Raw genomic sequence first — 13,660 nt, forward strand, 5'->3', positions numbered from 1 at the left:
GACGATGTCGCACGATCTAGACAGCCAGGCCTTTAGGGGTCTTGGACGTTTGTGCGTCGATGCGGCGGAAAACTGCATCATCTCCGCTCCCGACCCCGCCGGCATGGAGCGCATCGAGGCGCGCTTCCATGGCAGCGCCTTCGACCTGCATCGCCACGACACCTATGCGATCGGGGTGACGCTGCACGGAGTGCAGACATTTCGCTATCTCGGTGCGGCGCGCCACAGCCTGCGCGACCAGATCATCGTGCTGCATCCCGACGAGTTGCATGACGGCGGCGCCGGCACCGAGGACGGCCTGCGCTACCGGATGCTCTATCTGGAGCCGTCACTGATGCTCGACTGCCTTGGCGGCGTGTCGCTGCCATTTGTCAGGGATGGCGTGGTGACGGACGCCACGTTCTGCGCAACGCTGCTTTCGGCGCTGGGGCCGTTGGAGCAGGAACTCGACGAGTTGTTCGTCGACGACTTCCTCGTGCAGTTGATGCAAAGCTTGACCAGGCATGCCGGCCAGCCGGCGAAACCGATGGCCAGGACGGCGTGGCGAGCGGCTGCGCTGGCGCGCGACTATCTGACGGAAAACATGACCCGGCCGGTGCGTTCGGGCGAACTGGAAGCGATAACCGGCCTCGACCGCTATGCCCTGTCACGGCATTTCCGCGCCGCCTTCTCGACCAGCCCGCATCGCTTCCTGGTGATGCGCCGGCTTCAGAGCGCGCGGCGGATGATCGCCGCCGGCGAGCCACTGGCGCAGATCGCGGTCGAAGCCGGCTTCAGCGACCAGAGCCATTTTATCAGGCAGTTCAAGAAGGCGTTCGGCATGACGCCGGGGCGTTGGTCGTCGCTGATCCATGGATCCGCCGCAACGGCGGCCTGATCGCCTGCCGCCCGATGCGTCGATTAGTCGTCCGTCTCGGCGTCGTCATCGATCAACGCCAGCTCTTCGTTCGAGAGGTTGGCCTCGATGCGGGCGAGCAGCTTGAACAGTGCCTTCTGGTCCTTCTTGTCGAGGCCTTTCAGCGCCTGTTTTTCAGTCTTCTTCACCGATTTCTCGATGGCGTGAATGATGTCGCGACCGGCGTCGGTGAGGAAGATATGCGCTTGGCGGGCATCGGCCTCCGAGGCGCGCTTCTCCAGGAAACCCTGGGCCTGCAGCCGGTTAATGGTCTTGGTGATGGTTGGCGGGCGCACGCCGAGGCGTCCGGCCAGATTGCCAGGCGTCTGGCCGTCTTCACGGTCGAGCGACAGCATGATCTGATCCTGGCCGGCATAGAAGCCGTGCGCCAGAAGCCTTGCCGCCAGCGCGGTTCTTGCCAGCCTTGCCGCCGAATGCAGCCGGCTCATTGTCGCAGTCTTGTCCGCCTTGGCCATGGTCATCCCTCTTCGGCCGTACCGGTGCGGGCAGCATAGAGGCAGCCGGCCGGTTGGCAATCGACGATCAAAAAGATTCCGGCGCTTCAAACAGCTTTGCCGGCAAGCATTGTGGTGTCCGCCGTGGCTAATGCCAGATGTTTATTTCAGTTAGATGACAAACGAGTTTTCACGGCCGGAGTTTTGGTTGCGAATAGGGTGCGTGAGGGAATGCCGCTCAGCCGGGCTTCATCGCGACGATCATCAGCGCCTGATAGGCATCCTCCACCTCGCGCAGTGCGGCCTGCGACAGCGGTCCGGCCTGCCTGGCGATGCCGTCACTAGCGTTCGAGGTGTCGCGCTTGCCGGGCCGGTCATTGTAGGGCGCGACCGTGGTGAAGATCTGCTCGCTCAGACTGTCGGGGAAAAACAACTGGCCGGTCATCACCGAACTGTCGTCGGGGAAGACCTTGAAATGGATATGGGTGGTGCGGCCGCGATACCAGCCGGGATAGATGGTGGCGAAGGAAACGATGCCGCTTGCATCGGTCTTCTGCCAGCCGCGCAGGAAGGTCTGGCCCGACGTGTCGACGTCCCTGCCGTCACCTTGCCCCGGATAGCCGGAATAGGCACCTTGCGCGTCGCAATGCCAGATATCGACGCGAGCGCCGGCAAGCGGGCGGCAGGCCGCGTCGACGACCTGCAGCCGGACAGCAAGGGCAATGCCCTTCTTGCCTTCGGTGACATCGGCACGTTCGAGTTTCGGGTCGAAATAGAACGGCCCCTCGGTCACTTCAGGCGTAATGGCGCAGACGCCGGCGCCGATTTCGAACAGGGCCAGTCCGGCATAGGGCGAGGCCTGGGTCGCCGACGACTGGGCCATTGCGGCGGCAGGCAGGAAGGCACCACCGCCGGCGGTGACCGCGATCAAACCGAGCGCCTGGCGCCGGCTGTACGATGAGGAGGATGGCTTGCCGGACATATCATGCCTCTCGAATTGGCCTCCCGCGTCGTGATCTAATCCGTCATAGCAGCTCTCGCCAATGAAAATCCGGTAATGTCGGCAAGCCGGTTTGGCCCATCGGTTTGCCCCGTGCAAAAGCCCGGCACACATCCTATATGGAACCGACAATCCGTTTCGAGGCCGTATTTCCAAGGCCCAGCACCTTCGAGGCAAGCCATGAGCGACGCACAGACGCAGATCCCCGTAACCGTTCTCACCGGCTATCTCGGCGCCGGCAAGACGACGCTGCTCAACCGCATCCTGTCGGAAAACCACGGCAAGCGCTATGCCGTCATCGTCAATGAGTTCGGCGAAATCGGCATCGACAATGATTTGATCGTGGAATCCGACGAGGAAATCTACGAGATGAACAATGGCTGCGTCTGCTGCACGGTGCGCGGTGACCTAATCCGTGTCGTCGAGGGCCTGATGCGCCGGCCCGGCCGCTTCGATGCCATCGTGGTCGAGACCACCGGGCTCGCCGATCCGGTGCCGGTGGCGCAGACCTTCTTCATGGACGACGACGTGCGCTCCAAGACCAGGCTGGACGCGGTGGTGGCGCTGGTCGACGCCAAGCACCTGCCGCTGCGGCTCAAGGATTCCAGGGAGGCCGAGGACCAGATCGCTTTCGCCGACGTCGTCGTGCTCAACAAGACCGATCTTGTCACCCCCGAAGAACTCGCCAAGGTGGAAGCGACGATCCGCGCCATCAACTCGGCGGCAAGGATCCATCGCACCACCCGTGCCGGCGTCGCACTATCGGAAGTGCTCGACCGCGGCGCCTTCGACCTGTCCAGGGCGCTGGAAAACGATCCGCATTTCCTCGAGGCGCATGACGACCATGACCACGATCATGACGATCACGATCATCATCACCACGATCATGACGGGCACGACCACCACCATCACGCGCATGCTTCCGACATCCATGACGTGACTGTGCAGTCGGTGTCGTTGCGCGGCGGCGAGATGGACCCGAAGAAATTCTTCCCGTGGATCGAGAAGATCACCCAGATGGAAGGTCCCAACATCCTGCGGCTGAAGGGCATCATCGCGCTCAAGGGCGATGATGAGCGCTATGTCATCCAAGGCGTGCACATGATCATCGAGGGCGACCATCAGCGCGCCTGGAAGGACGGCGAAAAGCACGAGAGCCGCCTGGTGTTCATCGGCCGCGAACTGGATGCCGAGCGGCTGAAGAAGAGTTTTGACGCCTGCCAGGCGTAATGGTTGTTTGGCAGGGAGGAAGTGATGCCTAGATCCGCCGATTGCAAAACTGAGCATGAAACCCAGGCCGCGATCGACGCGGCCGAGGCAGTGACGGTATCTGCTGCCGATTTCGCGCGTATCCTCGATCTGCTCGAGCGCCCGCCCAAGCCCAACGCCAAGCTACGCAAAGCGATAGCGATGTTGCCGAACACGCTGTGATGTTTCCCTCTTGGTGCGGAAGCCGATCGCAGAACAGCGCGGTCGGGTAACCTTCGATTCCACCCTTACGGTTGCCACCATGCTTGCCGGAGCGGGAAACGTCGAGTAAGCCGCCTCTGCAATCTCGTCCAGCGAACAAAGATAACCCATGCCCACAGTCGCCCCGCTTGATCTCGAAGGCCATTGCATCGCCGCCGTCTTCCTTGGCGACGTGCCGCATTTCGCGATGGCCGACGGCGCCGTCCATCGGCTCGACCATGGCCACAAGACAATCCAGGCCAATGACGGACTGCTCGCCGCCTTCCATGATGCGGCCAACGATCGGCTGATCACCGGCGGCGAGGATGGCAAGGTGTTTGCCGTGAAAACGGGCGGCGAGGCCACCGAACTGACCAGTGCCGGAAAGAAATGGGTCACCAGCGTTGCCGCCGGGCCACAAGGCGCCATCGCCTATGCCTCAGGCAAGACCGCCTTCGTGCGTTTCGCCGACGGCAAGACCCGGGAATTCGTCCATCCGCGTTCGGTCGAGGGGCTGGCCTTCTCGCCCAAGGGCATGCGCTTCGGCGTTGCCCGCTATAATGGCGCGACGCTGCATTTCCCGGCCGCCGAAGGCAAGCCGGTGGAACTCGAATGGGCCGGCGCTCACACCGGCATCACCTTCTCGCCCGATGGCGCCTTCCTGGTCACAACCATGCAGGAAAACGCATTGCACGGCTGGAAGCTCGCCGACGGCAAGCACATGCGCATGACCGGTTATCCCGGCAAGGTCAAAAGCCTGTCGTGGAGCGTGAAGGGCAAGTGGCTGGCGAGTTCCGGCGCGCCGGCGGCGATCGTCTGGCCATTTTCAGGCAAGGATGGCCCCATGGGCAAGGCCCCGCTGGAGCTCGGCACGCGCGGCAATGCCATGGTGACTGCTGTCGCCTGCCATCCGAGCCAGGACGTCGTCGCCGTCGGCTATGATGACGGCATGGTGATGGCGGTGCGTTTCGCCGACGCCAAGGAAGTGCTGTTGCGGCGACCGGGCAAGGGCGCCATCACCTCGATGATGTGGGACAAGGAAGAGCGCCGTGTCGCCTTCGGCAGTGCCGCCGGAGATTGCGGCGTCATCGACATCACGGCGTAAGGTGTGTTGAGATTCAGGTGATGCCGGCCTGCAAACAACGGCTTTCTGCGCTTCCGGTGCTCACGGACCCAAATGTCCGCTCCGCTCCGGTTCTCGAAAGCCATCATTTTCGGCTCGGCCTGACCTGAATCTCAACACACCTTAGTTCAGGATTTATTCGGCCCCGCAGGAGACCTTGCCGGTCAGTTCGACCGTCTTGCCGTCGTTGTCCACGTCAGCGGCATTGTCGTAGACGGCAAGCGTGTACTGCCCGTCATAAACGCCTTCGTCGCTGGTCTTGGTCAGGATCGTCAGTTCGACATAGTTGTAGGTATCTGCGAGCTGATGCTCGCGGTAGATGTTCAGCCGCAATTCCTTGCCGTCCAGCCAATACTGGGTCAGGTTGGAATCCTCGAACACCGTCTTGCGCAGATCGTCTCCGACCGGCCTCGCCTTGATCTCGAGATCGCCGCGAAAGTTGAAGGTCGGGCCGCCCATGCCTCTGGTGACGCCGGCACCGACGTCGAACGTCACCGCCTTATCGTCGACGTTGCACCAGATGCCGCCTGAAGCGAAGGCCGCGTTGGCCGACGACAGAAGCGTTGCCACACAGATGATCGTCCGCATTTTTGCTCCCCCACCTTAGTTCCCGCTCATATTGGCGCTGACTTCGGCGGCACGGTCAAGCGCCGCTGCCAAGGGCTGAGCCAATGCAGGACAGATGCGCGGCCAATTGCGGTTGCGGACACTCATTGGCTAAGAGGGATCGACCAGAGGGGTTTTCATGCGCAGCGACACTTCCAAGACGGCCATCGGCGGCATCGGCCGCGACCGCATTACCGAACTGCGCGAGACCGAAGGCGCTGCCTTCCGCAAGGCGCGGCCCAAGTCGCAAGCCAAGGCCAGCAACGGCCTGCCCGGCTTCTTCGGCGGTGTGCCGATGCACTGGATGAACGACTGGCCGACGCCGTTTCCGATCCTGGTCGACAGCGCCAGGGGTGCGACGATCACCGACATCGACGGAAACAGGCTCGACGATTTCTGCCTTGGTGATACCGGCTCGATGTTCGGCCATTCGCCGCCGCCGGTGGCGCGCGCCATCCGCCGCCAGGCCGGACGCGGCCTCACCTATATGCTGCCTTCGGAAGATGCACTCGCCATCGGGCCGCTGCTGCAGCAGTGCTTCGGCCTGCCGTTCTGGCAGATTGCGACGACGGCGACCGACGCCAACCGCTTTGCGCTGCGGGTTGCCCGTGCCGTCACTGGCCGTGAGAAGATATTGGTTTTCAACGGCTGCTATCACGGCTCTGTCGACGAGACGATGGTGCGTCTGATCGACGGCAAGCCCGTCAACCGCCCGGGGCTGGCGGGCGAGTTCCGCGACCTGACCCGCACAGCCAAGGTTGTCGAGTTCAACGACGTTGCCGCGCTGGAAGCCGCGCTTAGGGATAAGGACGTCGCTTGCGTCATTGCCGAACCGGTGCTCACAAATTCCTGCATGGTGCTGGCCGATCCCGGTTTCCACGATGCGCTGCGCAGACTGACGCGCCAGGCCGGCACGCTGCTTCTGATCGACGAGACGCATACGATCTCGACCGGCCCAGGCGGCTACACGAGGAAGTATGGTCTCAACCCGGACTTCTTCGTCCTGGGCAAGCCGATCGCCGGCGGCGTGCCGGCCAGTGTGTGGGGCATGAGCGACGACGTCGCCTCACGCTACGCGGATTACAACAGGACCAAGGAGCCGGGCTATTCCGGCATGGGCACGACGCTCTCGGCCAACCCGCTGCAGTTCGCGGCGATGCGCGCCACGCTCGAAGAGGTGATGACGCAGGAAAATTATGACCGCATGGATCATCTGGCGCGGCGGCTCGATGCCGGGCTGACCGGCGTGATCGACCGCTACCGCCTGCCCTGGCATGTTTCCCGCATCGGCGCGCGTGTCGAGTTCATTTGCGCGCCCGGTCCGCTGCGCAATGGCGCCGAGGCGGAGATCGCGCATGCACCGGAACTGGAGGCCGCCATCCATGTCGCGCTGGTCAATCGTGGCGTGCTGATCGCACCCTTCCACAACATGATGCTGATCTCGCCCGCGACGTCGGGTGCCCAGGTCAACCGGCTGATCACCGCCTTCAGCGCGGTTGCGGCGAAGCTTGCGGCATGAGACAAGCGGCGATGGACCACCCCAATGCCATGGTGACCTCACCTTCGGGCTCGACGCCCACCGAGGCGCAAGCCTTTCTCGATGCCCATCCCGAGGTCGAAGCCTTCGATATCGTGCTGACCGATGCCAATGGCGTCGGCCGCGGCAAGATCGTGCGCCGGCATGAGCTGAAAAGCATTTTTGAGGGCGGCCGCCATATGCCGATCTCGATCCTCGGCCTCGACATCACCGGCGAGGATGTACATGAGACCGGGCTGATCTGGACCACCGGCGACGGCGACCTCAGGGCATGGCCGATCCCCGGCACGCTGGTGCCGCTCTATGGCACAAATCCGCCGCGCGGCCAGTTGCTGATGGCGATGTATATGCTCGACGGCCGGCCGATGTCCTCCGACCCACGGCTGGCGCTGGCGCGGCAGGTCGAGATACTGGCGGCCAAGGGTCTCTATCCGGCCGGCGCCTTCGAGCTTGAATTTTTTCTCCTTGCCAATGAGCGCGATGCCGACGGCAAGGTGCAGCCGGCGCGCGCCGTGCTCGACGGCCGTGTCTCGGGCAAGACCGAGGTCTATTCCGTCGATCATCTGCACGGCATGGAGCCGCTGTTTTCCGACATCTATGCGGCCGCCAAGGCGCAAGGCATTCCAGCCGAGACGGTGATTTCTGAATACGCGCCCGGCCAGTACGAATTGACGCTGAACTACCGCAAGGACGTGATGCGGGCGGCCGACGACCTGGTCATGCTGAAGCGGCTGGTGCGGGCGCAGGCGCGCCGGCATGGCGTCACCGCCTGTTTCATGGCCAAGCCGATCGAGAAATATGCCGGCTCGGGCATGCATTTCCATGTCTCGCTGCAGGACAAGGCCGGCCGAAACGTCTTTGCCGAAGCCGGCGGCGAGAGCTGGTCGCTGCCGCTGCTGCAGGGGCTCGGCGGCTTGATCCAGACGATGGCGGAATCGATGCTGGTGTTTGCGCCGCACGCCAATTCCTGGCGCCGCTTCGTTTCGCAATCCTATGCACCGGTGGCGCCGACCTGGGGCGTGAACAACCGCTCGGTGGCGCTGCGCGTGCCGGCGGGCGACGCGAAGAACCGGCGCATCGAGCATCGGCCGTCCGGCGTCGACGCAAACCCCTATCTGATCGCCGCCACGGTGCTCGCCGGCATCATCAAAGGCATGGACGAAGGCCTCGATCCCGGCCCCGAAACGACCGGCAACGGCTATGAGGCAGCGGTCACGCGCACGACGATGCCGGTCGACTGGCGCGCCGCGATCGAAGCCGCGCGAGCATCCAGCTTCCTGAAGGGAGCGCTCGGCGAAGACCTGCACCGGACCTTCGTGGCGATCAAGCAGTCCGAATATCTGCGCGTGGCACGCACGGTCAGCGAACTGGATTACCACCTCTATCTGCACGAGGTGTAGGAAAGGAACCATCATCGATCTCGTTCATTTCAATATCGAAATGGACGAGGCAAGATGATGGCGCCCACAGGTCTTCAGCGTGAAGCGAAGATGCCAGCCCGGCGCGTTTCTATAGCGCGTGCGGAGCCGACAGCGGACGAGGCCAAAGCCGGCTCGATTACGGAATTGCGCGAAGCAGCGAAGAGCTGCCGCCGGTGCCCGCTCTGGCGTGACGCGACGCAGACCGTGTTCGGCGAAGGGCCGGATGATGCCCAGGTGGTCTTCGTCGGCGAACAGCCGGGTGATCAGGAGGATCTCGCCGGCAAGCCTTTTGTCGGGCCCGCAGGCAGGGTGTTCGACGCCATCCTTGATGATGCTGGGGTCGATCGTCAGAAAGTTTACGTCACCAATGCCGTCAAGCACTTCAAATTCGAACCGCGCGGCAAGCGGCGCATCCATTCCAAGCCGAACGCCGGCGAGATTCAGGCCTGCCGCTGGTGGATCGACCAGGAGTTCGACCTGATCAAGCCGAACATCGCCGTGGCACTCGGCGCGACAGCGGCGACGTCGCTGCTGGGAAAGGCTGTTCCCGTAATGAAGATGCGCGGCCAGGTGATCGAGCGCGAGGACGGTTTGCGCGTCTTTGTCACCATCCATCCCTCCTTGATCCTGCGCATTCGCGAGCCTGCGGACAAGCAAGCCGAACGAGACCGGTTCCTGGACGATATGAGAAAGGTGAAGCGGCTGATGGCTGCCTGAGATCACCTGGTGCTGGGATTATCCGACGAGGATTGCCCTGAGATCGTTGACATTCGTGCCGGTCGGACCCGGCACGAAAAGATCGCCAACCGCGTTGAAGGCCGTCCAGGCATTGTTGCCGGCCAGCATAGCCTTGGCATCGACCCCGGCTGCCCGCATGCGCGACACGGTCGAACCGTCGGCAAAGGCGCCGGCATTGTCTTCCGAACCGTCGATACCGTCGGTGTCGGCGGCCAGCGCGTGGATGCCTTCGACGCCGTTGATGCCGATGGCAAAGGCGAGCAGGAATTCCGAGTTGCGGCCGCCCTTGCCCCTGGCACGAAGTGTCACAGTGGTTTCACCGCCGGACAGGATCAGCACCGGCTTCGAAAATGGGCGGTTGCGCGTCGCCACTTCGCGGGCGATGGCCGCATGCACGCCGCCGACCTCGCGCGCTTCGCCCTCGATCGCGTCGGAGAGAATGACGGCCTCGATGCCCTGTCGTTTCGCCTCCGCAGCCGCTGCTTCGAGCGACACGCCGGCCGAGGCGATCAGATGCACCTTATTGCGCGAAAAGCGTTCATCCCCAGGGCTTGGCGCATCGGCGGACGGCGAATTGATGTGCGCCATCACCGCGACCGGTAGTTTCATGCCATAGGCTGATATCGAGGCCAGTGCGTCGCCGCGGCTGCCGGTATCCGGCACTGTCGGGCCGGAGGCGACCAGCGCCGGATTGTCGCCGGGAATGTCGGAAACGACCAGCGACACCACCCTGGCCGGCCAAGCGGCCGCTGCCAGCCTGCCGCCCTTGATGGTGGAAAGGTGCTTGCGGATGGTGTTCATCGCCGCGATGGGCGCGCCCGAGGCGAGCAACGCCTCGTTGACGGCGATCTCGTCGGCCAGCGTCAGGCTGCCGGCCGGAGACGGCAGCAGCGCCGAGCCACCACCCGAAATCAGCGCGACGACCAGATCGTCCGCTGTCAGTCCCTGGACCTTGGCGAGCAGGCGGCGCGAGGCTTCAAGCCCGGCGGCGTCCGGCACCGGATGCGCCGCCTCGATGATCTCGATGCGCTCGCAGGTCGCGCCGTAACCATAGCGGGTGACGACCAGCCCTTCGATCGGGCCTTCCCAGACCTTCTCGAACGCCGCCGCCATCTGCGCTGAGCCTTTTCCGGCGCCAATGACGATGGTGCGGCCCTTGGGCTTGGCCGGCAAATGATCCCGGATGGTTCGTTCCGGATCGGCGGCGGCGACGGCGGCGTTGAAAATCGAAGTGAGGAACGATTTGGGGTCGAGCACGGTCATTCGGCTTCCCGAGGCAATGCCAGCCCGCGCTTGTCGACGCCCAAATGATCGCACAGCGCATCGACCACCACGCCGTGATCCTGGCGCTCCGGCAGTCCGGAGACGGCTATTACGCCGATGACGCCGGCGCCCTTGACGGTCACCGGAAAACCACCGCCGGCCAGCACATAGTCCGAAATGTCGAGGCCCTCACCGATCTTGAAGGTGCGGTCAGGGCGCTGCTGTTCCAGCACCATGCGGTAGGTGCTTTTCAGGAATCGCCTGACGACATTGATCTTGCGACGCGCCCAATCGGGATTGGACGCGTTCGAGCCGGGCATTGCGGCATAGAACAGCGGCCGGTCGAAGGTCCTGATCTCGACGATAACAGGCAGGTTCTCGGCCAAAGCCCGGTTGCGGATGGCCGAGCCGATCTTGAACGCAACGGCCTCATCAAAAGCGGCGAAGACAAGAGTCTCTTCCTGTCTCTTGATCAGAGCGATGTCGTCAGCAACGGCCATTTTCTCTCTCCGAAAATCGTCACACGTCGTTTGTACGACAAGCTCCGCCCGGTCAAGCGCGCGTCGCGGCAGCCCCTCATCCGGTCGGATGAGGGGGTCTTACCCCGCGATCATGTCGCTCTTGGCGGGCCGCCCAGCGACATAAACCTCGCGGACAGTGCGGTCATCGCCCAGCGTCTGCAAGAGAAACAATTCCTGCGCCAGCGTCTCGACCGTTTCCATCCTGAGCCGCATCGCCGGCGTCGCCCTGGCATCCAGCACGACGATGTCGGCGTCGGTGCCTTCATCCAGCGTGCCTATCTTATCCGCCACAGACAGCGCCTCGGCATTGCCGCGCGTCAGCTGCCAGAAGGACTGGAACGGGTTCAACTTCTCGCCGTTCAGCGCGATCACCTTATAGCCCTCGTCCATGGTGCGCAGCATCGAATAGTTGGTGCCGCCGCCGACGTCGGTGGCGGCGGCGATGCGGATCGGCTTGTCGCGGCGGCGAAAGCGCTGATAATCGAACAGGCCGGAGCCAAGGAACAGGTTCGAGGTCGGACAGAACACCGCCACCGAGCCCGAGTCCGAAAGCGCATCCGCTTCGCGTTCCGACAAATGGATGCAATGGCCGAACAGGCTCTTTTTCCCCAACAGCCCATAATGCTCGTAGACGTCGGTGTAGTCGCGCGACCAGGGATAGAGTTCTTTCGTGAAAGCGATCTCGGCATGATTTTCCGACAGATGCGTCTGCATGTGCAGGTCGGGGTATTCGCGGCACAACGTGCCGGCCATTTCCATCTGCTCTGGCGACGAGGTGATGGCGAAGCGTGGGGTGATGGCATAAAGCTGCCGCCCCTTTCCGTGCCACTCGGCGATCAGCGCCTTTGTGTCGTCGTAGCCGGATTGCGGCGTGTCGAGGACGCCGTCGGGGGCGTTGCGGTCCATCATCACCTTGCCGGCGATGTTGAGCATGTTGCGGTCATGCGACTCCGCAAAGAAGGCTTCGACCGAAGCCTTGTGCACCGAGCAGTAGACGGCGACCGTCGTGGTGCCATGGCGCACCACCTCGTCCAGGAACAGCCGCGCGATGCGGCGGCCATGCTGGGCATTGGCGAACTTCGTCTCTTCCGGAAAAGTGTAGGTGTTCAGCCAGTCGAGCAGTTCGGCGCCATAGGAGGCAATGATCTGCATCTGTGGGAAATGCGCATGCGCATCGATGAAGCCCGGCAGCAGCAGATGCGGCCGGTGGTCGATTCTTTTCGCCGCTTCGCCTGCCTGCTTTTCAACCTCGGCATAGGCACCAGAGGCAACGATCCTGCCGTCGCGGATCAGCAAGCCGCCATCGTCCTCGTAGCGCCAGGCCGAGTGGTCGTCGATGGTTTGCGGCCAGCGCACGAAGGACAGAGTGCGGCCGCGCAGAAGTGTCGAAATCATGCTATTTCCCTGCGCCTTCGAACCAGGCCACCAGCAGCGCCCGTTCCTTGTCGGTGATCTGCGAGACGTTGGCGGGCGGCATGGCGTGGCTGCGGCCGGCCTGCAGATAGATCTCGCGGGCGTGGTTGGCGATATCCGCATCCGTGTCGAGCATCACGCCCTTAGGCGCATGGTAGATGCCCTCATAGACCGGCTCCGCCGCATGGCACATCGAGCAGCGGCCGAGCACGGTGTCGCGCACGGCCGGGAAATGCGCTGAAGCGACATAGATTTGCGCCGCCGCCGATTCCCGGGGTCCGCCGGTCAGCACCTTCGGTGCGGTCGACAGCCAGATGATGATGATGAACAAGACGAGGGCACCCAGCCAGGTCCAATGCGGGTTGCCCTTGCGCGCGTGGACGCTGTTGAAATAGTGCCGGATCAAGACGCCGATGATGAACACCAGCGAGGCGATGACCCAGTTGAACTCAGTGCCGAACGCCAGGGGATAATGGTTCGACAGCATCAGAAACAGCACCGGCAGCGTCAAATAGTTGTTGTGCAGGGAGCGCTGCTTGGCGATCTTGCCGTATTTCGGGTCGGGCTTGCGCCCGGCGATGAGGTCGGCGACGACGATCTTCTGGTTGGGGATGATTACCATGAAGACATTGGCCGACATGATCGTCGCGGTGATGGCACCCAGATGCAGGAAGGCGGCACGCCCGGTGAACAAATGGGTCAGCCCCCAGGCGATGAACACCAGCACGCAGTAAAGCACCAACATCAGCCCGGTGTCGCTCTTGCCAAGCGGTGAGCGGCACAGCAGATCATAGACCACCCAGCCGACGCCGATCGTTGCCAGCGATAGCAAGATGCCGACCGGCACCGACATGGGCAGCACGTTGGGATCGATCAGGAACAGATCGGCTCCGGCGTAATAGACGACGCACAGCATGGCGAAGCCGGACAGCCAGGTGGCGTAGGATTCCCATTTGAACCAGGTCAGGTGTTCCGGCATTTCGGCCGGCGCCACCAGATATTTCTGGATGTGGTAGAAACCGCCGCCATGCACCTGCCATTCCTCGCCGAAGGCGCCGACAGGCATGCCCGGGCGCTGGCGCAGGCCGAGATCGAGCGCGACGAAGTAGAAGGACGAGCCGATCCAGGCGATGCCGGTGATGACATGCAGCCAGCGCACGGCGAAGCTCAGCCAGTCCCAGAAAATCGCGAAATCCATCATTGAAGTCGTCCCTGCCGATTGGGTGACTTTACGGGCTG

13 protein-coding genes and 1 pseudogene are annotated in these 13,660 nt (G+C 63.2%); 7 read left to right on the forward strand and 7 right to left on the reverse strand.

Going from position 1 to position 13,660, the window contains the following annotated elements; translation table 11 throughout:
• Positions 1-4 precede the first annotated feature (4 nt).
• Positions 5-877, forward strand: coding sequence for an AraC family transcriptional regulator (locus NKI73_RS07600; protein ID WP_352628246.1), 873 nt, complete (start codon positions 5-7; stop codon positions 875-877).
• A 23-nt stretch (positions 878-900) separates the two neighbouring features.
• Here the strand turns inward: NKI73_RS07600 and NKI73_RS07605 are convergent, their stop codons facing one another.
• Positions 901-1,371, reverse strand: a complete 471-nt coding sequence (locus tag NKI73_RS07605; protein WP_352628247.1) for a MarR family winged helix-turn-helix transcriptional regulator — start codon at positions 1,369-1,371, stop codon at positions 901-903.
• Positions 1,372-1,588: 217 nt separating this feature from the next.
• Positions 1,589-2,332, reverse strand: coding sequence for an intradiol ring-cleavage dioxygenase (locus NKI73_RS07610; RefSeq protein WP_352628248.1), 744 nt, complete (start codon positions 2,330-2,332; stop codon positions 1,589-1,591).
• A 198-nt stretch (positions 2,333-2,530) separates the two neighbouring features.
• Between NKI73_RS07610 and NKI73_RS07615 the strand changes: the two genes are divergently transcribed.
• From NKI73_RS07615 to NKI73_RS07625, 3 genes and pseudogenes are all read left to right on the forward strand, one after another.
• A complete protein-coding gene (locus tag NKI73_RS07615) occupies positions 2,531-3,580 on the forward strand; it encodes a CobW family GTP-binding protein (RefSeq protein ID WP_352628249.1) in 1,050 nt (349 codons plus the stop codon).
• Between the two features lie 57 nt (positions 3,581-3,637).
• Positions 3,638-3,781, forward strand: a pseudogene (locus NKI73_RS07620) (type II toxin -antitoxin system TacA 1-like antitoxin); the annotation flags it as partial.
• 148 nt (positions 3,782-3,929) lie between these two features.
• Positions 3,930-4,904 (forward strand): WD40 repeat domain-containing protein, encoded by a 975-nt coding sequence (locus NKI73_RS07625; protein WP_352628250.1) that lies wholly within the window; start codon positions 3,930-3,932, stop codon positions 4,902-4,904.
• 153 nt (positions 4,905-5,057) lie between these two features.
• Here NKI73_RS07625 and NKI73_RS07630 read toward each other — a convergent pair whose 3' ends face one another.
• Positions 5,058-5,510, reverse strand: coding sequence for a hypothetical protein (locus tag NKI73_RS07630; RefSeq protein ID WP_352628251.1), 453 nt, complete (start codon positions 5,508-5,510; stop codon positions 5,058-5,060).
• A 157-nt stretch (positions 5,511-5,667) separates the two neighbouring features.
• Between NKI73_RS07630 and NKI73_RS07635 the strand changes: the two genes are divergently transcribed.
• The 3 genes from NKI73_RS07635 to NKI73_RS07645 are packed head-to-tail and all read left to right on the forward strand — an operon-like array spanning position 5,668 to position 9,203.
• Positions 5,668-7,047, forward strand: coding sequence for an aspartate aminotransferase family protein (locus tag NKI73_RS07635; protein ID WP_352628252.1), 1,380 nt, complete (start codon positions 5,668-5,670; stop codon positions 7,045-7,047).
• Positions 7,044-8,465, forward strand: coding sequence for a glutamine synthetase family protein (locus NKI73_RS07640; RefSeq protein ID WP_502909554.1), 1,422 nt, complete (start codon positions 7,044-7,046; stop codon positions 8,463-8,465). Before NKI73_RS07635 ends, NKI73_RS07640 begins: the two co-directional genes overlap by 4 nt.
• A gap of 57 nt (positions 8,466-8,522) precedes the next feature.
• Positions 8,523-9,203 (forward strand): UdgX family uracil-DNA binding protein, encoded by a 681-nt coding sequence (locus tag NKI73_RS07645; protein WP_352628373.1) that lies wholly within the window; start codon positions 8,523-8,525, stop codon positions 9,201-9,203.
• Between the two features lie 18 nt (positions 9,204-9,221).
• Here NKI73_RS07645 and NKI73_RS07650 read toward each other — a convergent pair whose 3' ends face one another.
• The 4 genes from NKI73_RS07650 to NKI73_RS07665 form a co-directional block, all read right to left on the reverse strand.
• Complete coding sequence (locus NKI73_RS07650) at positions 9,222-10,487, reverse strand: glycerate kinase type-2 family protein (protein ID WP_352628253.1); 1,266 nt, start codon at positions 10,485-10,487, stop codon at positions 9,222-9,224.
• Positions 10,484-10,987, reverse strand: coding sequence for a heme-degrading domain-containing protein (locus NKI73_RS07655; RefSeq protein WP_352628254.1), 504 nt, complete (start codon positions 10,985-10,987; stop codon positions 10,484-10,486). Before NKI73_RS07655 ends, NKI73_RS07650 begins: the two co-directional genes overlap by 4 nt.
• A gap of 99 nt (positions 10,988-11,086) precedes the next feature.
• Positions 11,087-12,403, reverse strand: a complete 1,317-nt coding sequence (guaD, locus tag NKI73_RS07660; RefSeq protein WP_352628255.1) for a guanine deaminase — start codon at positions 12,401-12,403, stop codon at positions 11,087-11,089.
• Between the two features lies 1 nt (position 12,404).
• Complete coding sequence (locus NKI73_RS07665) at positions 12,405-13,622, reverse strand: urate hydroxylase PuuD (protein ID WP_352628256.1); 1,218 nt, start codon at positions 13,620-13,622, stop codon at positions 12,405-12,407.
• Positions 13,623-13,660 lie beyond the last annotated feature (38 nt).

Source organism: Mesorhizobium sp. M0496, from assembly GCF_040321205.1.
Lineage (GTDB): Bacteria > Pseudomonadota > Alphaproteobacteria > Rhizobiales > Rhizobiaceae > Mesorhizobium.

What these genes read in the sequence shown, in the direction of transcription:
- NKI73_RS07610 (WP_352628248.1), bottom strand. Translation starts at nt 2,332, where the DNA reads ATGTCCGGCAAGCCATCCTCCTCATCGTACAGCCGGCGCCAGGCGCTC.
- guaD (WP_352628255.1), bottom strand. Translation starts at nt 12,403, where the DNA reads ATGATTTCGACACTTCTGCGCGGCCGCACTCTGTCCTTCGTGCGCTGG.
- NKI73_RS07630 (WP_352628251.1), bottom strand. Translation starts at nt 5,510, where the DNA reads ATGCGGACGATCATCTGTGTGGCAACGCTTCTGTCGTCGGCCAACGCG.
- NKI73_RS07635 (WP_352628252.1), top strand. Translation starts at nt 5,668, where the DNA reads ATGCGCAGCGACACTTCCAAGACGGCCATCGGCGGCATCGGCCGCGAC.
- NKI73_RS07625 (WP_352628250.1), top strand. Translation starts at nt 3,930, where the DNA reads ATGCCCACAGTCGCCCCGCTTGATCTCGAAGGCCATTGCATCGCCGCC.
- NKI73_RS07640 (WP_502909554.1), top strand. Translation starts at nt 7,044, where the DNA reads ATGAGACAAGCGGCGATGGACCACCCCAATGCCATGGTGACCTCACCT.
- NKI73_RS07665 (WP_352628256.1), bottom strand. Translation starts at nt 13,622, where the DNA reads ATGATGGATTTCGCGATTTTCTGGGACTGGCTGAGCTTCGCCGTGCGC.
- NKI73_RS07645 (WP_352628373.1), top strand. Translation starts at nt 8,523, where the DNA reads ATGGCGCCCACAGGTCTTCAGCGTGAAGCGAAGATGCCAGCCCGGCGC.
- NKI73_RS07600 (WP_352628246.1), top strand. Translation starts at nt 5, where the DNA reads ATGTCGCACGATCTAGACAGCCAGGCCTTTAGGGGTCTTGGACGTTTG.
- NKI73_RS07655 (WP_352628254.1), bottom strand. Translation starts at nt 10,987, where the DNA reads ATGGCCGTTGCTGACGACATCGCTCTGATCAAGAGACAGGAAGAGACT.
- NKI73_RS07605 (WP_352628247.1), bottom strand. Translation starts at nt 1,371, where the DNA reads ATGGCCAAGGCGGACAAGACTGCGACAATGAGCCGGCTGCATTCGGCG.
- NKI73_RS07615 (WP_352628249.1), top strand. Translation starts at nt 2,531, where the DNA reads ATGAGCGACGCACAGACGCAGATCCCCGTAACCGTTCTCACCGGCTAT.
- NKI73_RS07650 (WP_352628253.1), bottom strand. Translation starts at nt 10,487, where the DNA reads ATGACCGTGCTCGACCCCAAATCGTTCCTCACTTCGATTTTCAACGCC.